The following is a 25,353-nucleotide window of genomic DNA, read 5'->3' on the forward strand; positions in this document are numbered from 1 at the left end:
CCGGACACATGAAAATGCCCGACTCGATCACTCGAGCCGGGCATTTGCGCTGAGCGCCGATTCGCTTACATGTGCGAGATCAGGGCATCACCGAAGCCCGAGGACGACACCAGCTTGGCACCCTCCATCAGGCGTTCGAAGTCATAGGTCACGGTCTTGGCCGAAATCGCGCCGTTGGTGCCCTTGATGATCAGGTCGGCCGCTTCGGTCCAACCCATGTGACGCAGCATCATTTCCGCCGAGAGGATCAGCGAGCCCGGGTTGACCTGGTCCTTGCCGGCATACTTGGGCGCGGTACCGTGGGTGGCTTCGAACATTGCCACGGTGTCGGACAGGTTGGCGCCCGGCGCAATACCGATACCGCCCACTTCCGCCGCCAAGGCGTCGGACAGGTAGTCACCGTTCAGGTTCAGGGTGGCGATCACGTCATATTCAGCCGGACGCAGCAGGATCTGCTGCAACATCGCATCGGCGATGGCATCCTTGACGATGACGTTCTTGCCGGTCCTCGGGTTCTTGAACTGCATCCACGGCCCGCCGTCGAGCAGGGTCGCGCCGAACTCCTCGGCCGCCACTTCGTAGGCCCATTCCTTGAAGGCACCTTCGGTGAACTTCATGATGTTGCCTTTATGCACGATGGTCAGCGACTCGCGGTCGTTGTCGACAACATATTGCAAAGCCTTGCGAGCCAGGCGCTTGGTGCCCTGCTTGGAAACCGGCTTGACGCCGATGCCGCAGTCCTCGTCGAAACGGATCTTGGTCACACCCATTTCTTCTTTCAGGAACTTGATGACCTTGGTGGCTTCAGCCGAACCGGCTTTCCACTCGATGCCAGCGTAGATGTCCTCGGAGTTCTCGCGAAAGATCGTCATGTCCACGTCGCCAGGCTTCTTGACCGGGCTTGGCACGCCTTCGAACCAGCGCACCGGACGCAGGCACACGTACAGGTCGAGCTGCTGGCGCAGGGCCACGTTCAGCGAACGGATACCACCGCCCACCGGCGTGGTCAGCGGGCCCTTGATGGAAACCACGTAATCCTTGACCGCGTCCAGGGTTTCCTGGGGCAGCCAGGTGTCCTGGTCGTAGACTTGAGTCGCTTTCTCACCGGCATAGACTTCCATCCAGGAAATCTTGCGCTTGCCGCCATAGGCCTTCTGAACCGCAGCGTCCACAACCTTGATCATGACCGGACTGATATCGACGCCAATGCCGTCGCCTTCGATGAAGGGGATGATCGGGTTGTCGGGAACATTAAGAGAATGGTCTGCATTGACGGTGATTTTGTCACCGACGGCTGGAACCTGAATCTTTTGATACCCCATGCTGAACTCCATTGCTTGGATTGAACATCTGGCTGCGTTCGAGCGTACCCCAGTTGAATCGGCGCGCAAACCCTACGTTAGGCTCATCCGGGGTAAAGGGTTGCAGTTCGCGGTGTACAACCCTGAAAACCAAGGGAAAAGCGCCAAACATGAGCATAGTCCGCTCCTTGGGTACTGCGACGTTTAGACCAATGGACGTGTACGGAAGTCTATGAACCATCGGCAGATTGCCAGCTACCTATGTATAATGCCGCCGCTGACCACAGGGTCACGCTGGCTGAGCGCTCTATCACAGGACTTTCCGCCAGTTTAAAAGCCGGACCGTTACCGCGGCCCAACCGCTTGACGCTCGACTGATGCACCCAACATCACCGCGAAGAAACCTCGACATTCGGTTCACGGATGACTTTGAACGAACGCGCTTACCCGGCGCCCCTCGAGTTTCTGCGCATGCTTTAGCAAAGAAGAGAGTTAATCCGAATATGCCCACCCGCTCGAAGATCATCTATACCTTCACCGACGAAGCGCCCGCCCTCGCCACCTATTCGCTGCTGCCGATCGTCGAAGCCTTTACCGCTTCGGCCGATATCGCCGTGGAAACCCGCGATATCTCCCTCGCAGGGCGCATCCTGGCCAGCTTCCCCGAGCAACTGGGTGACAAAGCCGTAGCCGACCACCTCGCCGAACTGGGCGACCTGGCCGTTACGCCTGAAGCCAACATCATCAAGCTGCCGAACATCAGCGCCTCGGTGCCGCAACTGCAGGCCGCGATCAAGGAATTGCAGGCCCAGGGCTACGCACTGCCGGACTACCCGGAAACCGTGAGCAGCGACGCCGAGAAAGACGCCCGCGCCCGCTACGACAAGATCAAGGGCAGCGCCGTGAACCCGGTCCTGCGCGAAGGCAACTCCGATCGTCGCGCGCCGCTGTCGGTCAAGAACTACGCCCGCAAGCACCCGCACAAAATGGGAGCCTGGGCAGCCGACTCCAAGTCCCACGTGGCCCACATGAGCACCGGCGATTTCTACGGCAGCGAAAAAGCCGCCCTGATCGACGCCGCCGGCAGCGTGAAAATCGAGCTGATCGCCCAGGACGGCACTGCCACTGTCCTGAAGGAAAAAACCACCGTACAAGCCGGTGAGATCCTCGACTGCGCCGTGATGAGCAAAAACGCCCTGCGTGACTTCATCGCCGCTGAAATCGAAGACGCCAAGCAAAAAGGCGTCCTGCTGTCGGTTCACCTCAAGGCCACCATGATGAAGGTCTCCGACCCGATCATGTTCGGCCAGATCGTTGCCGAGTTCTATAAAGACGCCCTGGCCAAGCACGCACAAGTGCTGGAGCAGATCGGCTTCAACCTGAACAACGGCATCGGCGACCTGTACGCCCGCATCAAGGCCCTGCCGGCCGAGCAGCAGGCGCAGATCGAAGCCGACATCCAGGCGGTCTACGCGGCACGCCCATCCCTGGCGATGGTCAACTCCGACAAAGGCATCACCAACCTGCACGTGCCGAGCGACGTCATCGTCGACGCCTCGATGCCGGCCATGATCCGTGACTCCGGCAAGATGTGGGGCACCGACGGCCAGCTGCACGACACCAAGGCCGTGATCCCGGATCGCTGCTACGCCACCATCTACCAGGCGGTGATCGAAGACTGCAAGCAACACGGCGCCTTCGACCCAACCACCATGGGCAGCGTGCCGAACGTTGGCCTGATGGCCAAGAAAGCCGAAGAGTACGGCTCCCACGACAAGACCTTCCAGATCAAGGTCGACGGCGTGGTCCGTGTTTCGGACAGCAACGGCCGCCCCCTGCTGGAGCAGAGCGTCGAAGCTGGCGACATCTTCCGCATGTGCCAGACCAAAGACGCGCCGATCCAGGACTGGGTCAAACTGGCCGTCAACCGCGCCCGCGCCAGCAGCACCCCGGCGATCTTCTGGCTGGACCCGATGCGCGCCCATGACGGCGTCGTGATCGAGAAAGTCCAGACTTACCTGAAGGACTACGACACTGCCGGCCTGGACATCCGCATCATGTCGCCGGTCGACGCGATGAAGTTCACCCTGGCCCGCACCCGCGAAGGCAAGGACACCATCTCGGTGACCGGCAACGTACTGCGCGACTACCTGACCGACCTGTTCCCGATCATGGAACTGGGCACCAGCGCCAAGATGCTGTCGATCGTGCCGCTGATGAACGGCGGTGGCCTGTTCGAAACCGGCGCTGGCGGCTCGGCACCCAAGCACGTGCAGCAGTTGCTGGAAGAAAACTTCCTGCGCTGGGATTCCCTGGGCGAGTTCCTGGCCCTGGCCGCGTCCCTCGAGCACCTGGGCGTGACCTACAACAACCCGAAAGCACTGGTGCTGGCCAAGACCCTGGACCAGGCTACCGGTGAGTTCCTGGACCGCAACAAGTCGCCTTCGCGCAAGGTCGGCGGCATCGACAACCGCGGCAGCCACTTCTACCTGACCCTGTTCTGGGCCCAGGCACTGGCCGCCCAGGACGACGACGCTGCCCTCAAGGCTCAGTTCGCTTCCCTGGCCAAGACATTGACCGACAACGAAGAAAAAATCGTTGCCGAACTCAATGCCGTCCAAGGCAAGCCCGTGGACATCGGCGGTTACTACTTCGCCAACCCGGAACTGACCAGCAAGGCCATGCGCCCGAGCAACACCTTCAACGCGGCGATTGCTGCGCTGGTGTAAGGTTGTAAGGAAGCACCACGAACCCCGGCCTTGTGCCGGGGTTTGTGTTTCTGGCATCTAGAACCCACCCCTGTGGGAGCGAGCTTGCTCGCGATTGCAATTCATCATTCAATTCAAATATTGACTGACACACCGCTATCGCGAGCAAGCTTTGCTCCCACAGGTCCTGCTCAAACAGATCTGACGGGTGTACGACCGGGAGAACCAGGCCGGCTGTTAGGCCGCCTCGCTTTTGATCTTGATCTTGATCTCGGGCGCCCCGTTAACCACGATGGCCGAACGCAGGCATTGTGGAGTGGGCATCCCGGCATGGATGCCGGGATAGCCGCGCTGGGCCATGGATGGCCCTTCGCGGCGGCCCACGGAGCAATGCCGGAGTGAGGGCATGCCGAGCCCAAGCGAGGCGCCGAGTGGTGGGGCAAAAGCGCTTTGGTTACTTTCGCGCTTTTCGAAAGTGACCCGCCGTCAGGGCGGAACCCTAAGCGGCCGTTACTACAAAAACGGATATGTACTCGACCCCCCCCAATCTGAGCAATGAAGGAACCTTATGAACTGGCAACCCCACATCACCGTCGCCACCATCGTCGAAGACAACGGCCGCTTCCTGATGGTGGAAGAATCCAAGGCCGGACGCGCGGTACTCAACCAGCCCGCCGGCCACCTGGACCCCAACGAAACCCTGATCGAAGCCGCCGTACGCGAAACCCTGGAAGAAACCGGCTGGGACGTCGAACCCACCAGCGTCACCGGCATTTACCTGTACACCGCCCCCAGCAACGGCGTGACCTACCAGCGCGTCTGTTTCGCCGCCAAGGCCTTGAAACACCATCCCGAGTATCAACTGGACGACGGCATCCTCGGGGCCAAATGGCTGACCCGCGACGAACTGCTCGAGCAGCGCGAGCACTGGCGCAGCGAGCTGATCATCCGCTGCATCGACGATTATCTGGCCGGCCACCGCCACAGTCTGACGCTGATCCGTCCTTCTCTTTAGCCTTGCGCGCCCGGGCCTGATAGAATCGCGTCCTTTTTCAAGACACTCATTGAATTCCTATGCGTGATCCAGCTCCTTCTGACACATCCAAGCAGCGCGTCATTGTCGGCATGTCCGGCGGCGTGGACTCTTCCGTTTCCGCCCTACTGCTGATCGAGCAGGGTTATGAGGTGGAAGGCCTGTTCATGAAGAACTGGGAAGAAGACGACGGCACCGAATACTGCACCGCCATGGATGACCTGGCGGACGCCCAGGCCGTGTGCGACAAGATTGGCATCAAGCTGCACACTGCCAACTTCGCCGCCGAGTACTGGGACAACGTCTTCGAGCACTTCCTGGCCGAATACAAGGCCGGCCGCACGCCGAACCCGGACATCCTCTGCAACCGCGAAATCAAGTTCAAGGCGTTCCTCGACTACGCCATGATGCTCGGCGCCGACCTGATCGCCACCGGCCACTACGTGCGCCGCCGCGACATCGACGGCCGCACCGAACTGCTCAAGGGCCTGGACCCGAACAAGGACCAGAGCTACTTCCTGCATGCCGTCGGCGGCGAGCAGATCGCCAAGACCCTGTTCCCGGTAGGCGAACTGGAAAAGCCCGAAGTGCGTGCGATCGCCGAAAAACACCAGCTCGCCACCGCCAAGAAGAAAGACTCCACCGGGATCTGCTTTATTGGTGAGCGGCGTTTCAGCGACTTCCTCAAGCAATACCTGCCGGCCCAGCCGGGCGAGATCAAGACGACCGAAGGCGAAGTCATCGGCCGTCACCATGGCCTGATGTACCACACCATCGGCCAGCGCCAGGGCCTGGGCATCGGCGGGCTGAAAGACGCCGGGGAAGAGCCGTGGTACGTGCTGGTCAAGGACCTGGAGCACAACGAGCTGATCGTCGGCCAGGGCAACGACCATCCATGGTTGTTTTCCCGCGCCCTGCTCGCCTCCGACATCTACTGGGTCAACCCGATCGACCTCAGCGAACCGCGTCGCCTGACGGCCAAGGTTCGCTACCGCCAGAGCGACCAGCCCTGCACCCTGGAAAAAACCGCCACGGGCTACCGCGCCATCTTCGATGACCCGCAGCGGGCGGTCACGCCCGGCCAGTCCGTGGTGTTCTATGACGGCGAAATCTGCCTGGGCGGCGGCGTGATCGAAGTCGCAGAGCCTTGGAGCAGCAAGGCATGACCCCCATCCAGGAACAACTGACAGCATTGGGCGGCGTATTTCTCGCCGCCGTGCTGGTGGACAGGATCGCCAAGACCGGCCAGGCCAGCGAAGCGGGCGTGGCCTGCATGCTCGGCAGCCTGCTGGTTCGCGACCCCAAGGACACCCTCGAAGTCTACGGCGGCGATGACCTGAACCTGCGCGAAGGCTATCGTGCGCTGATCGGCGCCCTGGAGCGCGATCCCAGCGCCCTGCAACGCGAACCGCTGCGCTATGCCCTGTCGATGCTGGGCCTTGAGCGCCAGTTGGCCAAACGCGACGACCTGCTGGAGACCATCGGCAAACGCTTGCCGCAGATCCAGTCCCAGGTCGAGCACTTCGGCCCCTCCCACGAAAACGTCGTCGCGGCCTGCGGCGCGCTGTACCAGGACACCCTGAGCACCTTGCGCCAGCGCATCCAGGTGCATGGCGACATGCGCAACCTGCAGCAACCGAGCAATGCCTCGAAGATCCGCGCCCTGTTGCTGGCCGGAATTCGTTCGGCACGGCTGTGGCGGCAGTTGGGCGGCCATCGCTGGCAACTGGTGATCAGCCGGCGCAAATTGCTTAAAGAGCTTTACCCGTTGATGCGCAACGAATAAGTCGCCTCAACCCGCTTTTGTAGTTCGTTACGCGTAATACGCCGGTCAGTTGGCGACGGACCGGCGATTGTTTTCATGTATGATACGCGCCCCATTTCGTTGCCCGACTGTCCGAGAACACCCCATGCAGCTCTCTTCGCTCACTGCGGTTTCCCCTGTTGACGGCCGCTACGCCGGCAAAACCCAGGCCCTGCGCCCGATTTTCAGCGAGTACGGCCTGATCCGTGCCCGCGTCCTGGTTGAAGTGCGCTGGCTCCAGCGCCTGGCCGCCCACCCTGCCATCAGCGAAGTGCCGGCGTTTTCCGCCGAAGCCAACGCGGTGCTGAACGCCCTGGCAGAAAATTTTGTACTGGAGCACGCCGAGCGCGTCAAAGAGATCGAGCGCACCACCAACCACGACGTCAAGGCTATCGAGTACCTGCTCAAAGAGCAGGCGGCCAAGCTGCCGGAACTGGCCAATGTCAGCGAGTTCATCCACTTCGCCTGCACCAGCGAGGACATCAACAACCTGTCCCACGCCCTGATGCTGCGCGAAGGCCGCGATGAGGTGATGCTGCCACTGATGCGCCAGACCGCCCAGGCCATCCGCGAGCTGGCGATCCGCTTCGCCGACGTGCCGATGCTGTCGCGCACCCACGGTCAACCGGCTTCGCCGACCACCCTGGGCAAGGAGCTGGCGAACGTGGTCTACCGCCTGGAGCGCCAGATCGCCCAAGTGGCCGCCGTGCCGCTGCTGGGCAAGATCAACGGCGCCGTGGGCAACTACAACGCCCACCTGTCGGCCTACCCGGACATCGACTGGGAAGCCAACGCCCGCGCCTTTATCGAAGACGAGCTGGGCCTGAGCTTCAACCCCTACACCACCCAGATCGAACCGCATGACTACATCGCCGAGCTGTTCGATGCGATCGCGCGCTTCAACACCATCCTGATCGACTTCGACCGTGACATCTGGGGCTACATCTCCCTGGGTTACTTCAAACAGCGCACCATCGCCGGCGAAATCGGTTCCTCGACCATGCCGCACAAGGTCAACCCGATCGACTTCGAAAACTCCGAAGGCAACCTGGGCATCGCCAACGCGCTGTTCCAGCACCTGGCGAGCAAACTGCCGATCTCCCGCTGGCAGCGCGACCTGACCGACTCCACCGTGCTGCGCAATCTGGGCGTGGGTTTTGCCCACAGCGTCATTGCCTACGAAGCCAGCCTCAAGGGCATCAGCAAGCTGGAACTGAACGAGCAGAAGATCGCCGCTGACCTGGACGCCTGCTGGGAAGTCCTGGCCGAGCCGATCCAGACCGTGATGCGTCGCTATAACATCGAAAACCCGTATGAAAAGCTGAAAGAACTGACCCGTGGCAAGGGCATCAGCCCTGAAGCGTTGCAGACTTTCATCGATGGCCTGGACATGCCTGCCGAGGCCCGCGCCGAGCTGAAGAAGCTGACGCCGGCCAACTACATCGGCAACGCAGCGGCACAAGCCAAGCGCATCTGATACACGGCTGTACCTTTGAGACGCCCGGCCGCGCCGGGCGTTTTTATTCGCGTCTGAAAAGTATATTTTTTCAATAGGTTACACATGAATCCTGATATTCCTCTGCAACTCCTGGGCGGCATCACGGCACGGGAGTTCCTGCGCGACTACTGGCAGAAAAAACCCCTGCTGATCCGTCAGGCGATTCCTGACTTCCAGAACCCGATCGATGCCGACGAACTGGCCGGTCTGGCCTTGGAAGAAGAAGTCGAATCGCGCCTGGTGATCGAACACGGCGAGCGCCCTTGGGAATTGCGTCGCGGCCCGTTCGCCGAAGACGAATTCAGCAAGCTGCCAGAGCGCGAGTGGACCCTGCTGGTACAGGCGGTCGATCAGTTCGTACCGGAAGTCAGCGAGCTGCTGGAGAACTTCCGCTTCCTGCCGAGCTGGCGCATCGATGATGTGATGATCAGCTTCGCCGCCCCAGGTGGCAGCGTGGGTCCGCATTTCGATAACTACGACGTGTTCCTGCTGCAGGGCCATGGCCAGCGCAACTGGAAAATCGGCCAGATGTGCGACTCCGAAAGCCCGCTGCTGCAGCACGCCGACCTGCGCATTCTCGCTGAATTCGAAGCCACTGACGAGTGGACCCTGGAACCGGGCGACATGCTCTACCTGCCGCCGCGCCTGGCGCACTGTGGCGTGGCCGTGGACGACTGCATGACCTACTCGGTGGGTTTCCGTGCGCCGAGCGCCGCTGAAGTCCTGACCCACTTCACCGACTTCCTCGGCCAGTTCCTGCCGGACGAAGAGCGCTACACCGACGCCGACGCGCGCCCTGTAGCCGACCCGCACCAGATCCAGCAGGACGCCCTCGACCGCCTCAAGGGCTTGCTGGCCGAGCACATGAGCGACGAGCGCCTGCTGCTGACCTGGTTCGGCCAGTTCATGACCGAGCCGCGCTACCCGGAACTGGTGGTGGGCCCGGAACTGGAAGAAGACGACCTGCTGGCCAGCCTGGAACAAGGCGCCGTGATCATTCGCAACCCGAGCGCGCGCCTGGCCTGGTCGGAAGTCGATGACGACCTGCTGCTGTTCGCCAGCGGCCAGAGCCGTTACCTGCCGGGCAAGCTGCGCGAGTTGCTGAAAATGATCTGCGCCGCCGACGCCCTGCACATCGAGAACCTCGGTCCGTGGCTGGCCGACGAAGACGGTCGCGGCCTGGTCTGCGAACTGGTCAAGCAAGGCAGCCTGGGGTTCGCCGATGAATAAAATTCACGTTCGTGTCGCAGACTGGCAAAAGGATAACGCCGAGATCCGGCGCATTCGTGAGACCGTGTTCATTGCCGAGCAGTCCGTTCCACCTGAGCTGGAATGGGATGCCGACGACCAGAGCGCGGTGCATTTTCTGGCGTTTGAAGGCGACTTTCCCATCGGCACCGCCCGCCTGTTGACCGACGGCCATATCGGCCGCGTCTCGGTCCTCAGGGACTGGCGCGGCCTGAAGGTGGGCGATGCGCTGATGCATGCCGTGATCGCCGAAGCCGAGAAACGTGGGCTCCAGCAACAGATGCTCAGCGCCCAGGTGCATGCCACGCCGTTCTATGAGCGACTGGGGTTTGCGGTGGTCAGCGAGGAGTTCCTGGAAGCCGGGATTCCTCATGTGGACATGGTGCGGCGTTCAGCCTGAAACCCTGTGGCGAGGGAGCTTGCTCCCGCTGGGCTGCGCAGCGGCCCCTGCTTTTTTGGGTTCGCTTCGCGACCCAGCGGGAGCAAGCTCCCTCGCCACAAAAGCATCATGCAAGCTCAAAACGCCCCGCCATCCACCGATGCCGGGGCGTTTTGCCGTCTAACATTCAACTTGCCCCACCCGGGGCCGACAAACTGGCAATATCAGGCCTTTGTCTCACGGAGAAATGGACATGCTTCTACGCACCCTGCTGACCCTCCTGCTGCTTGGTAGCAGCCTGTCAGCCATGGCCGATACGCAAGTCGTGCCGCTGAACTACCGCACCAGCGCAGACCTGCTGCCGGTGGCGCAGAATTTCATCGGCAAGGACGGCCAGGTCAGCGCCTACGGCAACCAACTGATCGTCAACGCCGAGCCCGGCAAGATCGAAGAACTCCGGCAATTCCTGGCCCAGTTGGACACCGCGCCCAAGCGCCTGCTGATTACGGTCGATACCAACGAAAACAACCTGCAGGGCGACCAGGGTTACTCGATCAACGGTGCCGCGCCCAGCCAGACCCGCATCATCAACCGCAGCACCGCCAGCCATGACGGCGGCGTGCAGCAGGTGCAAGCCAGCGAAGGCCAGCCGGCGCTGATCCAGGTCGGCCAGAGCGTGCCCTTCACCAGCAGCCAGACCGACAACTACGGCCGCCTGCAAAGCCAGACCGAATACCGCAACGTCACCCAGGGTTTTTATGTCACGGCGAGCGTCACCGGTGAGACCGTTCATCTCAGTATCAGTACCAACCGTGACCGCATGAGCCAGGAACGTCCCGATGTAGTGAACGTTCAGAGTACCGACACAACCGTCAGCGGCCGCCTGGGCGAATGGATCACCCTGGCCGGCGTCAATCGCCAGACTCAAGCCGACAAGCAGGGCCTGACCCGCAGCTACTCTACCCAGGGCCGCGACGACATGATTCTGCGGGTCAAGGTCGATACCCTGAACTGAAGCACCAAAAACTGACTGATGAGTCGTATTAGACCAAAGATGTAGTGCCACAAAAAAAGCACTACAAAACGTTTGACGAGGCAAAAAACCGAAGGCATGATGGCCTCGCTCCCGCTAATCAGGGGCCCTGGCAAGGGCCTTCGGGTCGACGCTTGCAACTACCCTGCGAGCCGATTCGTGTCTGTACCGCCCACAAGGTGTGTTTGACGAGGTTGCGACTGGAACGAAGTTGTCCCGAGGGACGGAAGCGTAACTAGGTAACCCGGCATCACTCTGAGTTCGTATGGAGGCCCACGACGCCCGAATGCGCCCGCAGTTCGCCCCTACCTGCTCACTTTCCCCTCGAGCCCATCGTTCATCCCGTCGTCGCCCCGCCTGAACCGACTTGTACGCCAACCCCTGGTCGGCAGGAGCAGGAATTTTCCACCAAGACCTATGCGACGAGGTTTATCTCCATGGCACTGACACGCGAACAGCAAATTGCAGCCCTTGAAAAAGACTGGGCTGAAAACCCGCGCTGGAAAGGCGTGAAGCGCAATTATTCCGCTGCTGACGTCGTCCGTCTGCGTGGCTCGGTTCAACCTGAGCACACCTTTGCGAAGATGGGCGCCGAGAAGCTCTGGAACCTGGTGACCCAGGGCGCCAAGCCAGCCTTCCGTCCCGAGAAAGATTTCGTCAACTGCATGGGCGCCCTGACCGGCGGCCAGGCTGTGCAGCAAGTCAAGGCCGGCATCCAGGCGATCTACCTGTCGGGCTGGCAAGTAGCCGCGGACAACAACTCCGCCGAGTCGATGTACCCCGACCAGTCGCTGTACCCAGTAGATTCGGTTCCAACCGTGGTCAAGCGCATCAACAACTCTTTCCGTCGCGCCGACCAGATCCAGTGGAAAGCCGGCAAGAACCCGGGCGACGAAGGCTACATCGACTACTTCGCGCCGATCGTGGCTGACGCTGAAGCCGGTTTCGGTGGCGTCCTGAACGCCTACGAGCTGATGAAGAGCATGATCGAGGCAGGCGCCGCTGGCGTTCACTTCGAAGACCAACTGGCTTCGGTGAAGAAATGCGGCCACATGGGCGGCAAGGTACTGGTTCCAACCCAGGAAGCCGTGCAGAAGCTGACCGCTGCCCGCCTGGCTGCCGACGTTGCCGGTGTACCGACCATCATCCTGGCCCGTACCGACGCCAACGCCGCTGACCTGCTGACCTCCGACTGCGACCCGTACGACCAGCCGTTCGTGACAGGTACCCGCACCCAGGAAGGCTTCTACAAGGTGCGCGCCGGTCTCGACCAAGCCATCGCCCGTGGCCTGGCCTACGCGCCGTATGCCGACCTGATCTGGTGCGAAACCGCCAAGCCGGACCTGGACGAGGCTCGTCGCTTCGCCGAAGCGATCAAGAAGGAATACCCGGACCAACTGCTGTCGTACAACTGCTCGCCTTCCTTCAACTGGAAGAAAAACCTGGACGACGCGACCATCGCCAAGTTCCAGCGCGAACTGTCCGCCATGGGCTACAAGCACCAGTTCATCACCCTGGCCGGCATTCACAACATGTGGCACAGCATGTTCAACCTGGCGCACGACTACGCCCGCAACGACATGACCGCCTACGTGAAGCTACAAGAGCAAGAGTTCGCTGACGCCGCCAAGGGCTACACCTTCGTGGCTCACCAGCAGGAAGTGGGCACCGGCTACTTCGACGACATGACCACCGTGATCCAGGGCGGCACTTCGTCGGTGACCGCACTGACCGGCTCCACCGAAGAAGAACAGTTCCACTGATACACGCCGTAAACGGCCCTTGCGGACCGAGTAAAAGCTAACCGCAAAGCCGATGATCTGAAGCCCCGACTGGTTCGGGGCTTTTTTTTGCCGGTTTTTTCCGCTCCGTTTTTCACACCTTGAAATGACTGACCAACTGCTGCAACTGGTTACCCAGGCGCGCCAGTTCGATGCTGGAGGCTGCGGTTTCTTCGCTGGCGGAGGCGGTCTGTTCGGATACATCGCGCACGCTCAGGATACTCCGGCTGATTTCCTCGGCCACCGAGCTTTGTTGCACCGCGGCGGCGGCAATTTGTTGGTTCATGGCCTGAATGCCAGAAACCGCCTGAGTAATGTTGCCCAGGGAGGTGCCGGCTTTGCCTGCCAATTCCACGCTACTGTCGGTCAGTTCGCGGCTGTTTCGCATGATGCTCGATACCTGGCGCGTGCCGTTCTGCAAGCCCGCCACCAGGCTTTCAATCTCTTCGGTGGAATGCTGGGTACGCTGGGCCAGTCCACGGACTTCATCGGCGACCACGGCAAAACCGCGCCCGGCGTCACCCGCGCGAGCGGCCTCGATGGCAGCGTTAAGAGCCAACAAGTTGGTCTGTTCAGCCACCGCCCGGATCACGTCCATGATCTTGCCGATGCGCCCGCTTTCCTGTTCCAGCTCGTTCATGGCTTCGACTGAACGCCCGACCTCGCCGGCCAAGCGCTCAATCTGAACGATGGCTTGCGCGACCACCTGGTCGCCAATACGGGCTTGTGCATCGGCCTCTGATGCAGCTGCGCGAGCTTGTTCGGCATTACGCGCGACTTCATGCACGGTGACCGACATTTCGTGCATGGCGGTAGCCACCTGATCGGTCTCGGTCTTCTGACTATTGACCCCGGCACTGGTCTGCTCGGTGACAGCCGATAGCTCTTCGGCGGCACTGGCGATTTGGGTGACGCCATCGCGGATGCCACCGATCAGGTCGCGCAAGGTGGTGCCCATGCGCTCAATACCCTGCTGCAAGACACCCAGTTCGTCACGACGGGTCACGGTCATGTGTTGCGTAAGGTCGCCCGCTGCAATGCGATCGACCACAGCCAATGTGTCCTGTAACGGCCGTGTAATCTGGCGGGTGATGATCAGGGCGGCAAAAATCCCCAGCAACATCGCCAAGGCAGTACAGCTCAGTTGCAGGATGCGCGCCTGGGCGCTGTCTTCGTCACGGGAGACCAGTTGGTTGGCATACATTTCGTCAGACAGACGAGTGATGGTTTCACCCAAATCGACAGTGTCCTGCACCGCCTTGCCAATGGCCTGATTGCTGGCAGTGAAGTCCTGCACCGAACGGCGGTAGGCGATCAGCGCGGCTTCCAACTGCTTGATGGTGTCGGCATAGGTCGGACCGAAAGCGCCGTTGAGGGTTTCGATGCCCTTGAGCGCATTTTCGAGCTGGCGGGCGGCGGCGAGCTCGGTGGCACTGTTGGGGTTGCCGGTATAGCCACGCACTTCATAACGCACCAGTGCCAAGTCCTCTTTTGCCTTGAGGATGACCCTGTACTGCTCGAAACGGCGCTCATCCGAGGCAGGCATTGCTTCTACGTCATTGATGACCTTGGCAATCAGCGCGGCACCCTTGACCGCGTTGACGCCCATCTCCTTGCGCATGGCCGCGTCATTGCGATAAGCCTCGCGCATCGTATTCAGTGCCACTTGATACTGCGTGCTGGCCTGCTCGATCAGCGCAAGTTTCTTCAGGTTTTCAGGTTTTCTCAACTCGTTTGCGAGGCTTTTCTGCTTGGCGACAAACTGGTCCAGCGACGCCTGGATCAGTGCACCCTTTTGTTCATCTCCCCGGTCCAGCTGGTATTGCAAGCGAGCCCTGCGCAGGTGATCAAGACGGTTGCCGAGTTCGGTGATGCTGGTCATTCGATCAGTACGCTCGATCATTTTCCCCAGGCTGAACCAACCGGTCGCGGCGAGGATAGCGGTCAGAAGCAGCACAACGGCAAAGCCCAAAGCCAGCTTGAGCATAACGCTCATATTCGCGATCCAAGAGTTCATGGCATTCCTTGTGGTCATCAGCCGCGAACGATGAGACCTGGCGCGGCTATCTAAGAAGGGGGCGTTGGCCTAACCAAATATTGGTATAGATGATTAGATGAATGAGGCACAAAGATAGCTATTTGATATCACTTCTTCAAGAGAAGTCGACGACGGATAGATTGTGCGGGGGGCTAGCGAGCAAAAATCGGCACGAGTCTGGTTTTTTCACCCGTTTTTTTTGAAGCAACCTACGCTGTAAGAGCAAGCCTGCATCTGTGGGAGTCAGGCTCGCCTGCGATGAACGATTACGCTGTCTGCCTCGGGACCGCGTTACCGGCATGGCGAGCAAGCTTGGCTCCCACAGGAGCAGTCCCCCACGCAGATCCAACCCTCACCGAGCCCTTCCTCACAAAACTTCGGCGTACGGATAGAAAAATTGATCGAACGCAGTATTGGGCAGTCCGAAAAGGAGTAAAACGTGCGGCGCTGACAATTGCAGTAGCGGCGATGTAAGACAGTCTCTCGGGCACAATACTAAGTACACCATAGAAAGGCCGCCACAGATAATAATAATTATCATTTGTAAGCCATTATCATTGTTACATTCCGCACGAAATATTATTGCTGAACACACGGTCAACGCCCGCCGGGCCTGGGCCGCGGGCTCATGGAGGCGCGCTATGTCCTTATTCCAATAAATAATTTCGCTATAGGAATTTTACTTGCCCGGTGTTTAGCCATAAAATCACCGCGATTGATTGCTGCGACATATCGTCACTGCGTTATTTCATTCAAGCTCAGAGACCTTTGCTCTCTGTTAAGGATTTCCAGCATGTCCGAAGCGACAGGACTCATGGCCCACAATTGGGGCTTTGCCATTTTCCTTCTGGGCGTTGTTGGCCTGTGTGCTTTCATGCTCGGTGTGTCGAGCCTGCTTGGGTCAAAAGCCTGGGGCCGCAGCAAAAATGAACCGTTCGAGTCCGGCATGCTACCTACCGGTGGCGCCCGCTTGCGGCTCTCAGCCAAATTCTATCTGGTCGCGATGCTCTTCGTGATCTTCGATATCGAAGCCCTCTTTCTCTTTGCATGGTCTGTGTCCGTCCGCGAAAGCGGCTGGACCGGATTCGTCGAAGCTCTCGTTTTCATAGCAATTCTGTTGGCAGGTCTTGTCTACCTTTACCGAGTGGGGGCGCTTGATTGGGCTCCGGAAGCTCGGCGCAAGCGGCAAGCGAAGCTGAAACAATGAGGCTTTGGCAATGCAATACAATCTCACCAGGATCGACCCCGATGCTCCTAACGAGCAGTATCCGATTGGCGAACGGGAAACCGTCGCCGATCCGTTAGAAGATCAAGTCCACAAAAACATCTTCATGGGCAAGCTCGAAGACGTGCTGAACAGCACGGTCAACTGGGGTCGCAAGAACTCCCTGTGGCCGTACAACTTCGGCCTTTCGTGCTGCTACGTGGAAATGACCACCGCCTTCACGGCGCCCCACGACATCGCGCGCTTTGGTGCCGAGGTGATCCGGGCATCGCCACGCCAGGCGGATTTCATGGTTATCGCCGGTACCTGCTTCATCAAGATGGCGCCGATCATCCAGCGTCTCTACGAGCAAATGCTCGAGCCCAAGTGGGTCATCTCCATGGGTTCGTGCGCCAACTCCGGTGGCATGTACGACATCTACTCCGTCGTTCAAGGGGTGGACAAGTTCCTGCCCGTGGACGTCTACGTGCCCGGCTGCCCGCCTCGCCCTGAAGCTTTCCTGCAAGGCCTGATGCTGTTGCAGGAGTCGATTGGCCAGGAGCGTCGCCCACTGTCCTGGGTCGTTGGCGATCAAGGCGTCTATCGCGCCGACATGCCATCGCAAAAGGAACAGCGCCGCGAACAGCGTATCGCAGTCACCAACCTGCGCAGCCCCGACGAAGTCTGATCCAGCTCTGTTCCTCTACAAGAAACGAGAACCTGGCTTCATTCTTTACGTTGACCGAAAGCGATAAATAACCATGACTACAGGCAGTGCTCTGTACATCCCGCCTTACAAGGCAGACGACCAGGATGTGGTCGTCGAACTGAACAACCGTTTTGGCCCCGAGGCGTTCACCGCCCAGCCGACCCGCACCGGCATGCCGGTGCTTTGGGTTGCCCGCGCCAAACTCGTCGAAGTCCTGACCTTCCTGCGCAACCTGCCCAAGCCGTACGTCATGCTCTATGACCTGCACGGCGTGGACGAGCGCCTGCGCACCAAGCGTCAAGGGCTGCCCGACGGCGTCGACTTCACCGTGTTCTATCACTTGATGTCGATCGAGCGTAATAGTGACGTAATGATCAAGGTCGCCTTGTCCGAGAGCGACCTTAGCGTGCCGACCGTGACCGGCATCTGGCCGAACGCCAACTGGTACGAGCGTGAAGTGTGGGACATGTACGGGATCGACTTCCCCGGCCACCCGCACCTGACCCGCATCATGATGCCGCCGACCTGGGAAGGTCACCCGCTGCGCAAGGACTTCCCGGCCCGCGCCACCGAGTTCGACCCGTTCAGCCTGTCCCTGGCCAAGCAACAGCTCGAGGAAGAAGCCGCGCGCTTCAAGCCTGAAGACTGGGGCATGAAGCGTTCGGGCGCCAACGAGGACTACATGTTCCTCAACCTGGGCCCGAACCACCCTTCGGCCCACGGTGCGTTCCGCATCATCCTGCAACTGGACGGCGAAGAGATCGTCGACTGCGTGCCTGACATCGGCTACCACCACCGTGGCGCCGAGAAGATGGCCGAGCGCCAGTCCTGGCACAGCTTCATCCCGTACACCGACCGCATCGACTACCTCGGCGGTGTGATGAACAACCTGCCGTACGTGCTGTCGGTGGAGAAACTGGCCGGGATCAAGGTACCGGAGAAGGTCGACGTCATCCGCATCATGATGGCCGAGTTCTTCCGTATCACCAGCCACCTGCTGTTCCTGGGGACCTATATCCAGGACGTGGGTGCCATGACACCGGTGTTCTTCACCTTCACCGACCGCCAAAAGGCCTACACGGTGATCGAAGCCATCACCGGTTTCCGCCTGCACCCGGCCTGGTACCGCATCGGTGGCGTTGCCCACGATCTGCCACGCGGCTGGGAAAAGCTGGTCAAGGACTTCGTCGAGTGGATGCCCAAGCGCCTGGACGAATACACCAAGGCCGCCCTGCAGAACAGCATCCTCAAGGGTCGTACCATCGGGGTCGCCGCCTACAACACCAAGGAGGCCCTGGAATGGGGCGTCACCGGTGCCGGCCTGCGTTCCACCGGTTGCGACTTCGACCTGCGCAAGGCACGCCCCTACTCCGGCTACGAGAACTTCGAATTCGAAGTACCGCTGGCGGCCAATGGCGATGCCTACGACCGCTGCATGGTTCGCGTCGAGGAAATGCGCCAGAGCATCAAGATCATCGACCAATGCATGCGCAACATGCCGGAAGGCCCGTACAAGGCGGATCACCCGCTGACCACGCCGCCGCCCAAAGAGCGCACGCTGCAGCACATCGAGACCCTGATCACGCACTTCCTGCAGGTTTCGTGGGGCCCGGTCATGCCGGCCAACGAATCCTTCCAGATGATCGAAGCGACCAAGGGCATCAACAGTTATTACCTGACGAGCGACGGCGGCACCATGAGCTACCGCACCCGGATTCGCACCCCAAGCTTCCCACACCTGCAACAGATCCCTTCGGTGATCAAAGGCAGCATGGTCGCGGACATGATTGCGTACCTGGGTAGTATCGATTTCGTTATGGCCGACGTGGACCGCTAAGCATGAACAGCACGCTTATCCAGACTGACCGTTTCGCCCTGAGCGAAACCGAGCGCTCGGCCATCGAGCACGAGCTGCATCACTACGAAGACCCGCGCGCGGCGTCGATCGAAGCCCTGAAGATCGTCCAGAAGGAACGTGGCTGGGTGCCTGACGGCGCGCTCTACGCCATCGGCGAAATCCTCGGCATCCCGGCCAGCGACGTCGAAGGCGTGGCCACCTTCTACAGCCAGATTTTCCGCCAGCCAGTAGGCCGTCACATCATTCGTGTCTGCGACAGCATGGTCTGCTACATCGGCGGCCACGAATCGGTGGTCGGCGAAATCCAGAACAAGCTGGGCATCGGCCTGGGCCAGACCACCGCCGACGGTCGCTTCACCCTGCTGCCAGTGTGCTGCCTGGGTAACTGCGACAAGGCGCCAGCGCTGATGATCGACGACGACACCTTTGGTGACGTCCAGCCTGACGGCGTCGCCAAACTGCTGGAGGGCTACGTATGACCCTGACTTCCTTCGGGCCCGCCAACCGCATCCAGCGTTCGGCCGAAACCCATCCCCTGACCTGGCGCCTGCGTGACGACGGCGAAGCCGTATGGCTGGACGAGTACCAGGCCAAGAACGGCTACGCCGCTGCGCGCAAGGCGTTCAGCGACATGGCCCAGGACGACATCGTCCAGACCGTGAAAGACTCCGGCCTCAAGGGCCGTGGTGGCGCGGGCTTTCCCACGGGTGTGAAGTGGGGCCTGATGCCCAAGGACGAGTCCATCAACATCCGCTACCTGCTGTGCAACGCGGATGAAATGGAGCCCAACACCTGGAAGGACCGCATGCTGATGGAGCAACTGCCCCATCTGCTGATCGAAGGCATGCTGATCAGCGCCCGCGCGCTGAAAACCTACCGCGGCTATATCTTCCTGCGTGGCGAGTACACCACCGCCGCCAAGCACCTGAACCGTGCCGTGGAAGAAGCCAAGGCCGCCGGCCTCTTGGGCAAGAACATCCTGGGCAGCGGCTTCGATTTCGAGCTGTTCGTCCACACCGGTGCCGGGCGCTACATCTGCGGCGAAGAAACCGCACTGATCAACTCCCTGGAAGGCCGTCGCGCCAACCCACGTTCCAAGCCGCCCTTCCCTGCCGCCGTAGGCGTGTGGGGCAAGCCGACCTGCGTGAACAACGTCGAGACCCTGTGCAACGTGCCGGCGATCATCGCCGACGGCGTGGACTGGTACAAATCCCTGGCCCGTGACGGCAGCGAAGACATGGGCACCAAGCTCATGGGCTTCTCCGGCAAGGTCAAGAACCCTGGCCTGTGGGAACTGCCGTTCGGCGTCACCGGCCGCGAGCTGTTCGAAGACTACGCCGGCGGCATGCGCGACGGCTACAAGCTCAAGTGCTGGCAGCCTGGCGGCGCCGGTACCGGGTTCCTGTTGCCGGAACACCTGGACGCCCAAATGTATGCCGGCGGCATCGCCAAGGTCGGCACCCGCATGGGCACCGGCCTGGCGATGGCGGTGGACGACAGCGTCAACATGGTGTCGCTGCTGCGCAACATGGAAGAGTTCTTCTCCCGTGAGTCGTGCGGTTTCTGCACCCCTTGCCGCGATGGCCTGCCGTGGAGCGTCAAGCTGCTGCGGGCCCTTGAAAACGGCGAAGGCCAGGCCGGCGACATCGAGACCCTGCTGGGTCTGGTGGGTTTCCTCGGCCCAGGCAAGACCTTCTGTGCTCACGCACCGGGTGCCGTGGAGCCGTTGGGCAGCGCCATCAAATACTTCCGTCCAGAGTTCGAAGCCGGCATCGCGCCCACCAGCGCCGTCGTCCCGCCTCTGGCAAAGCCGATCGTAGTCGGCGCGTAAACGCTTAAAAAGGCGAAGGGTCCGTGCCCTTCGTCTTCTCGTGTGATGACGCCGTAAACGGCTGTGTTGATTCACGCGAATAACAAGATTCCATTAGCCACGCCCGCTGACACCGGGCCAACGAAGAACTTTGAACCATGGCCACTATCCACGTAGACGGCAAAGAGCTCGAAGTCGATGGCGCAGACAACCTGTTACAGGCATGTCTGTCGCTGGGCCTCGACATTCCTTATTTCTGCTGGCACCCCGCCCTTGGCAGCGTTGGCGCTTGTCGCCAGTGCGCAGTCAAGCAGTACACCGACGAAAACGACAAGCGTGGTCGGATCGTCATGTCCTGCATGACCCCTGCCACCGACGGCAGCTGGATCTCCATCGACGACGAAGAAGCGAAAGTGTTTCGCGCCAGCGTCGTCGAATGGCTGATGACCAACCACCCTCACGACTGCCCGGTCTGTGAGGAAGGCGGCCACTGCCACCTGCAAGACATGACCGTGATGACCGGCCACAACGAGCGCCGTTATCGCTTCACCAAGCGCACTCACCAGAACCAGGACCTCGGCCCGTTCATCTCCCACGAGATGAACCGCTGCATCGCCTGCTATCGCTGCGTGCGCTTCTACAAGGACTACGCCGGCGGCACCGACCTGGGCGTGTTCGGCGCCCACGACAACGTGTACTTCGGTCGCGTTGAAGACGGCACCCTGGAAAGCGAGTTCTCCGGCAACCTCACCGAGGTCTGCCCGACCGGTGTGTTCACCGACAAGACTCACTCCGAGCGTTACAACCGCAAGTGGGACATGCAGTTCTCGCCGAGCATCTGCCATGGCTGCTCCAGCGGTTGCAACATCTCCCCGGGCGAGCGCTACGGTGAACTGCGTCGCATCGAGAACCGCTTCAACGGTTCGGTGAACCAGTACTTCCTGTGTGACCGTGGTCGTTTCGGCTATGGCTACGTCAACCGCAAGGATCGTCCACGCCAGCCGCTGCTGGCAAACGGCGCCAAGCTGAGCCTGGACCAAGCCCTGGACAAGGCCGCCGAGCTGCTGCGCGGTCGCAACATCGTCGGCATCGGTTCGCCACGGGCCAGCCTGGAAAGCAACTACGCGCTGCGTGAGCTGGTCGGCGCCGAGCACTTCTACAGTGGCATCGAAGCCGGTGAGCTGGAACGCATCCGCCTGGTGCTGCAAGTGCTCAAGGACAGCCCGCTGCCCGTGCCGAACATGCGCGACATCGAAGACCACGACGCGGTGTTCGTCCTTGGCGAAGACCTGACCCAGACCGCCGCTCGCATGGCCCTGGCCCTGCGCCAGTCGGTCAAGGGCAAGGCCGAGGACATGGCCGACGCCATGCGCGTGCAGCCGTGGCTCGACGCCGCCGTGAAGAACATCGGCCAGCACGCGCTGAACCCGCTGTTCATCGCCAGCCTCGCTGAAACCAAGCTCGACGACGTGGCCGAAGAATGCGTCCACGCCGCTCCGGACGATCTGGCGCGCATCGGTTTCGCCGTGGCCCACGCCCTGGACGCCAGCGCCCCGGCCGTCGAAGGCCTGGACAGCGAAGCGGCCGCCCTGGCCCAACGCATCGCCGACGCCCTGCTGGCGGCCAAGCGCCCACTGATCATCGCCGGCACCTCGTTGGGTTCCAAGGCGCTGATCGAAGCTGCGGCCAACATCGCCAAGGCCTTGAAGCTGCGCGAGAAGAACGGTTCCATCAGCCTGATCGTGCCGGAAGCCAACAGCCTTGGCCTGGCCATGCTCGGTGGCGAATCGGTGGACGCCGCCCTGCAAGCGGTGATCGACGGCAGCGCCGACGCCATCGTGGTGCTGGAGAACGATCTGTTCACCCGCACTGACAAGGCCAAGGTCGATGCCGCGCTGAACGCAGCCAAGGTTGTGATCGTCGCCGACCATCAGAAAACCGCCACCACCGACCGCGCCCACCTGGTGCTGCCGGCGGCGAGCTTCGCCGAAGGCGACGGTACGCTGGTCAGCCAGGAAGGTCGCGCCCAACGCTTCTTCCAGGTCTTCGACCCGCAATACCTGGACGCCAGCATCCTGGTTCATGAAGGCTGGCGCTGGCTGCATGCCCTGCGCGCCACCCTGCTGGACCAGCCGATCGACTGGACGCAACTGGACCACGTTACCGCCGCCGTCGCTTCGAGCAGTCAGCAACTGGCCGCCATCGTCGACGCCGCACCGTCCGCCTCGTTCCGCATCAAAGGCCTGAAGCTGGCGCGCGAACCGCTGCGCTACTCCGGTCGCACCGCCATGCGCGCCGACATCAGCGTTCACGAACCGCGCACCTCCCAGGACAACGACACCGCGTTCTCGTTCTCCATGGAAGGCTACTCGGGCTCGACCGAACCGCGTTCCCAGGTGCCATTCGCCTGGTCGCCGGGCTGGAACTCGCCGCAAGCCTGGAACAAGTTCCAGGACGAAGTCGGTGGTCACCTGCGTGCAGGCGACCCGGGCACCCGCCTGATCGAAAGCCAAGGCGATGGCCTGAGCTGGTTCGCCAGCGTGCCGCGCGCCTTCAATCCGGCACCGGGCACCTGGCAGGTCGTACCGTTCCATCACCTGTTCGGCAGCGAAGAGAACTCTTCCAAGGCCGCACCGGTACAGGAACGCATCCCGGCCACCTACGTGTCGCTGGCCAAGTCCGAAGCCGACCGCCTGGGCGTCAACGACGGAGCCCTGCTGAGCCTGAACGTGGCCGGACAGACCTTGCGTCTGCCGCTGCGCATCAATGAAGAACTGGGCGCCGGCCTGGTGGCCCTGCCGGCCGGCCTGGCAGGCATCCCGCCAGCGATTTTCGGCAAAACCGTCGACGGTCTGCAGGAGGCAGCGCAATGAGCTGGTTCACCCCTGAAGTGATCGCTGTGATCCTGACGGTCCTCAAGGCCATCGTGATCCTGCTGGCCGTGGTGGTCGCAGGCGCACTGTTGAGCTTCGTCGAACGTCGCCTGCTGGGCTGGTGGCAGGACCGCTACGGTCCGAACCGCGTTGGCCCATACGGGATGTTCCAGATCGCCGCCGACATGATCAAGATGTTCTTCAAGGAAGACTGGACGCCACCGTTTGCCGACAAGGTGATCTTCACCCTGGCACCGGTGGTCGCCATGAGCGCCTTGCTGATCGCCTTCGCGATCATCCCGATCACCCCGACCTGGGGTGTGGCGGACCTGAACATCGGCCTGCTGTTCTTCTTCGCCATGGCCGGCCTGTCGGTGTACGCGGTGCTGTTCGCCGGCTGGTCGAGCAACAACAAGTTCGCCCTGCTGGGCAGCCTGCGGGCCTCGGCCCAGACCGTGTCCTACGAAGTGTTCATGGGCCTGGCGCTCATGGGCATCGTGATCCAGGCCGGCTCGTTCAACATGCGCGACATCGTCGAGTACCAGGCCCAGAACCTGTGGTTCATCATTCCGCAGTTCTTCGGTTTCTGTACCTTCTTCATCGCTGGCGTGGCCGTGACTCACCGTCACCCCTTCGACCAGCCGGAAGCGGAGCAGGAACTGGCCGACGGTTACCACATTGAATATGCCGGCATGAAATGGGGCATGTTCTTCGTCGGTGAATACATCGGCATCATCCTGATCTCGGCGCTGCTGGTAACGCTGTTCTTCGGTGGCTGGCACGGTCCGTTCGGCATCCTGCCGCAACTGTCCTTCGTCTGGTTCGCCCTGAAGACCGCGTTCTTCATCATGCTGTTCGTCCTGCTGCGCGCCTCGATCCCGCGCCCACGCTACGACCAGGTGATGGACTTCAGCTGGAAATTCTGCCTGCCGCTGACCCTGATCAACATGCTGGTGACCGCTGCGATCGTTTTGATGAACGCGCCTGCGGCCGCGGTTCAGTGAGGATTTGACCCATGTTCAAATATATTGGCGACATCGTTAAGGGTACTGGTACCCAACTGCGAAGCCTGGTCATGATCTTCGGCCATGGCTTTCGCAAGCGCGACACCCTGCAATACCCGGAAGAGCCGGTCTACCTGGCACCGCGCTATCGTGGCCGCATCGTCCTGACCCGCGACCCCGACGGCGAAGAGCGCTGCGTGGCCTGCAACCTGTGCGCCGTGGCGTGCCCGGTGGGTTGCATCTCGCTGCAGAAAGCTGAAACCGAAGACGGTCGCTGGTACCCGGACTTCTTCCGCATCAACTTCTCGCGCTGCATTTTCTGCGGCCTCTGCGAGGAAGCCTGCCCGACCACCGCGATCCAGCTCACGCCGGATTTCGAAATGGCCGAGTTCAAACGTCAGGACCTGGTGTACGAGAAAGAAGATCTGCTGATTTCCGGTCCCGGTAAAAACCCTGATTACAACTTCTATCGTGTTGCAGGTATGGCCATTGCCGGTAAGCCAAAAGGCGCCGCGCAGAACGAAGCCGAACCGATCAACGTGAAGAGCTTGCTGCCTTAAGGAAGAAAGATGGAATTCGCTTTCTATTTCGCATCGGGTATCGCGGTGGTGTCCACGCTTCGTGTGGTCACCAACACCAACCCCGTGCACGCCCTGCTCTACCTGATCATTTCGCTGATCGCCGTGGCCATGACCTTCTTCGCCCTCGGTGCACCGTTCGCCGGTGCCCTGGAAGTGATCGCCTACGCCGGCGCCATCATGGTGCTGTTCGTGTTCGTGGTGATGATGCTCAACCTCGGCCCGGCCGCGGTCCAGCAGGAACGCTCCTGGCTCAAACCCGGCATCTGGGCGGGACCGGTGATCCTGTCCGCCCTGCTGCTGGGTGAACTGCTGTATGTGCTGTTCGCTCACCAGAGCGGCCAGGCCATCGGCCACACCACCGTAGACGCCAAGGCCGTGGGCATCAGCCTGTTCGGTCCGTACCTGCTGGTGGTCGAACTCGCCTCGATGCTGCTGCTTGCCGCAGCCGTCACGGCGTTCCATTTGGGCCGTAACGAGGCGAAGGAGTAATC

The 25,353-nt window shown here is 61.2% G+C and carries 21 protein-coding genes and 1 pseudogene; 18 read left to right on the forward strand and 4 right to left on the reverse strand.

Annotated features, from left to right (window positions below; genetic code table 11):
- Positions 1-65: 65 nt before the first annotated feature.
- Positions 66-1,322 carry an NADP-dependent isocitrate dehydrogenase gene (icd, locus tag HU749_RS18960; protein ID WP_046064959.1) on the reverse strand — a complete coding sequence of 419 codons (1,257 nt, stop codon included), beginning with the start codon at positions 1,320-1,322 and terminating at the stop codon, positions 66-68.
- Between the two features lie 482 nt (positions 1,323-1,804).
- On the opposite strand from icd, the gene HU749_RS18965 reads away from it, so the two are divergent.
- Positions 1,805-4,030: an NADP-dependent isocitrate dehydrogenase gene (locus HU749_RS18965; RefSeq protein WP_079302258.1), complete on the forward strand. Its 2,226-nt coding sequence runs from the start codon at positions 1,805-1,807 to the stop codon at positions 4,028-4,030.
- A gap of 216 nt (positions 4,031-4,246) precedes the next feature.
- On the opposite strand, the gene HU749_RS18970 is transcribed toward HU749_RS18965, so the two are convergent.
- The gene (locus tag HU749_RS18970; protein ID WP_172898902.1) at positions 4,247-4,417 is read right to left on the reverse strand and encodes a hypothetical protein; all 171 of its coding nucleotides are present in this window, start codon (positions 4,415-4,417) and stop codon (positions 4,247-4,249) included.
- Positions 4,418-4,577: 160 nt separating this feature from the next.
- Here HU749_RS18970 and HU749_RS18975 point away from each other — a divergent pair, with 160 nt between their 5' ends.
- The 8 genes from HU749_RS18975 (at position 4,578) to aceA (ending at position 12,767) form a co-directional block, all read left to right on the forward strand.
- Complete coding sequence (locus tag HU749_RS18975) at positions 4,578-5,024, forward strand: NUDIX hydrolase (RefSeq protein WP_014337685.1); 447 nt, start codon at positions 4,578-4,580, stop codon at positions 5,022-5,024.
- A gap of 59 nt (positions 5,025-5,083) precedes the next feature.
- A complete protein-coding gene (gene mnmA, locus HU749_RS18980; protein WP_186649796.1) occupies positions 5,084-6,208 on the forward strand; it encodes a tRNA 2-thiouridine(34) synthase MnmA in 1,125 nt (374 codons plus the stop codon).
- Entirely contained in the window at positions 6,205-6,828 is a 624-nt protein-coding gene (gene hflD / locus HU749_RS18985) for a high frequency lysogenization protein HflD (RefSeq protein WP_046064955.1), read from the forward strand. The genes mnmA and hflD overlap by 4 nt, the downstream gene beginning before the upstream one ends.
- A gap of 124 nt (positions 6,829-6,952) precedes the next feature.
- On the forward strand, positions 6,953-8,323 hold the full coding sequence (gene purB, locus HU749_RS18990; RefSeq protein WP_014337682.1) for an adenylosuccinate lyase: 1,371 nt from the start codon (positions 6,953-6,955) through the stop codon (positions 8,321-8,323).
- 84 nt (positions 8,324-8,407) lie between these two features.
- On the forward strand, positions 8,408-9,574 hold the full coding sequence (locus HU749_RS18995) for a ribosomal protein uL16 3-hydroxylase (RefSeq protein ID WP_186649793.1): 1,167 nt from the start codon (positions 8,408-8,410) through the stop codon (positions 9,572-9,574).
- Positions 9,567-9,992 carry a GNAT family N-acetyltransferase gene (locus HU749_RS19000; protein ID WP_046064953.1) on the forward strand — a complete coding sequence of 142 codons (426 nt, stop codon included), beginning with the start codon at positions 9,567-9,569 and terminating at the stop codon, positions 9,990-9,992. The genes HU749_RS18995 and HU749_RS19000 overlap by 8 nt, the downstream gene beginning before the upstream one ends.
- Before the next feature lie 232 nt (positions 9,993-10,224).
- Complete coding sequence (locus tag HU749_RS19005; RefSeq protein ID WP_186649790.1) at positions 10,225-10,986, forward strand: secretin N-terminal domain-containing protein; 762 nt, start codon at positions 10,225-10,227, stop codon at positions 10,984-10,986.
- A 455-nt stretch (positions 10,987-11,441) separates the two neighbouring features.
- Positions 11,442-12,767 carry an isocitrate lyase gene (gene aceA / locus HU749_RS19010; RefSeq protein ID WP_014337679.1) on the forward strand — a complete coding sequence of 442 codons (1,326 nt, stop codon included), beginning with the start codon at positions 11,442-11,444 and terminating at the stop codon, positions 12,765-12,767.
- A gap of 112 nt (positions 12,768-12,879) precedes the next feature.
- On the opposite strand, the gene HU749_RS29675 is transcribed toward aceA, so the two are convergent.
- Both HU749_RS29675 and HU749_RS29680 read right to left on the reverse strand, forming a co-directional pair.
- Complete coding sequence (locus HU749_RS29675; protein WP_413037928.1) at positions 12,880-13,797, reverse strand: methyl-accepting chemotaxis protein; 918 nt, start codon at positions 13,795-13,797, stop codon at positions 12,880-12,882.
- Positions 13,783-14,820: pseudogene (locus tag HU749_RS29680) on the reverse strand (methyl-accepting chemotaxis protein); the annotation flags it as partial. The gene HU749_RS29675 and the pseudogene HU749_RS29680, both read right to left, overlap by 15 nt.
- Before the next feature lie 796 nt (positions 14,821-15,616).
- Between HU749_RS29680 and HU749_RS19020 the strand changes: the two are divergent.
- The 9 genes from HU749_RS19020 to nuoJ all read left to right on the forward strand — a co-directional run bounded on the left by HU749_RS19020 (position 15,617) and on the right by nuoJ (position 25,351).
- The gene (locus HU749_RS19020) at positions 15,617-16,030 is read left to right on the forward strand and encodes an NADH-quinone oxidoreductase subunit A (protein ID WP_003203367.1); all 414 of its coding nucleotides are present in this window, start codon (positions 15,617-15,619) and stop codon (positions 16,028-16,030) included.
- Between the two features lie 10 nt (positions 16,031-16,040).
- Positions 16,041-16,715: a NuoB/complex I 20 kDa subunit family protein gene (locus HU749_RS19025; protein WP_013693708.1), complete on the forward strand. Its 675-nt coding sequence runs from the start codon at positions 16,041-16,043 to the stop codon at positions 16,713-16,715.
- 73 nt (positions 16,716-16,788) lie between these two features.
- Positions 16,789-18,573: an NADH-quinone oxidoreductase subunit C/D gene (gene nuoC / locus HU749_RS19030; RefSeq protein WP_018609203.1), complete on the forward strand. Its 1,785-nt coding sequence runs from the start codon at positions 16,789-16,791 to the stop codon at positions 18,571-18,573.
- A 2-nt stretch (positions 18,574-18,575) separates the two neighbouring features.
- On the forward strand, positions 18,576-19,073 hold the full coding sequence (gene nuoE, locus HU749_RS19035) for an NADH-quinone oxidoreductase subunit NuoE (RefSeq protein ID WP_003203372.1): 498 nt from the start codon (positions 18,576-18,578) through the stop codon (positions 19,071-19,073).
- Positions 19,070-20,425, forward strand: a complete 1,356-nt coding sequence (gene nuoF, locus HU749_RS19040; RefSeq protein WP_003203373.1) for an NADH-quinone oxidoreductase subunit NuoF — start codon at positions 19,070-19,072, stop codon at positions 20,423-20,425. Before nuoE ends, nuoF begins: the two co-directional genes overlap by 4 nt.
- Before the next feature lie 137 nt (positions 20,426-20,562).
- The gene (gene nuoG / locus HU749_RS19045) at positions 20,563-23,277 is read left to right on the forward strand and encodes an NADH-quinone oxidoreductase subunit NuoG (RefSeq protein ID WP_186649784.1); all 2,715 of its coding nucleotides are present in this window, start codon (positions 20,563-20,565) and stop codon (positions 23,275-23,277) included.
- Positions 23,274-24,281, forward strand: coding sequence for an NADH-quinone oxidoreductase subunit NuoH (gene nuoH / locus HU749_RS19050; protein ID WP_014337673.1), 1,008 nt, complete (start codon positions 23,274-23,276; stop codon positions 24,279-24,281). Before nuoG ends, nuoH begins: the two co-directional genes overlap by 4 nt.
- Before the next feature lie 11 nt (positions 24,282-24,292).
- Positions 24,293-24,841 (forward strand): NADH-quinone oxidoreductase subunit NuoI, encoded by a 549-nt coding sequence (nuoI, locus tag HU749_RS19055; protein ID WP_003180051.1) that lies wholly within the window; start codon positions 24,293-24,295, stop codon positions 24,839-24,841.
- Between the two features lie 9 nt (positions 24,842-24,850).
- Positions 24,851-25,351 carry an NADH-quinone oxidoreductase subunit J gene (gene nuoJ / locus HU749_RS19060; RefSeq protein WP_003203382.1) on the forward strand — a complete coding sequence of 167 codons (501 nt, stop codon included), beginning with the start codon at positions 24,851-24,853 and terminating at the stop codon, positions 25,349-25,351.
- Positions 25,352-25,353 lie beyond the last annotated feature (2 nt).

This window comes from Pseudomonas ogarae (genome assembly GCF_014268695.2).
Lineage (GTDB): Bacteria > Pseudomonadota > Gammaproteobacteria > Pseudomonadales > Pseudomonadaceae > Aquipseudomonas > Aquipseudomonas kilonensis.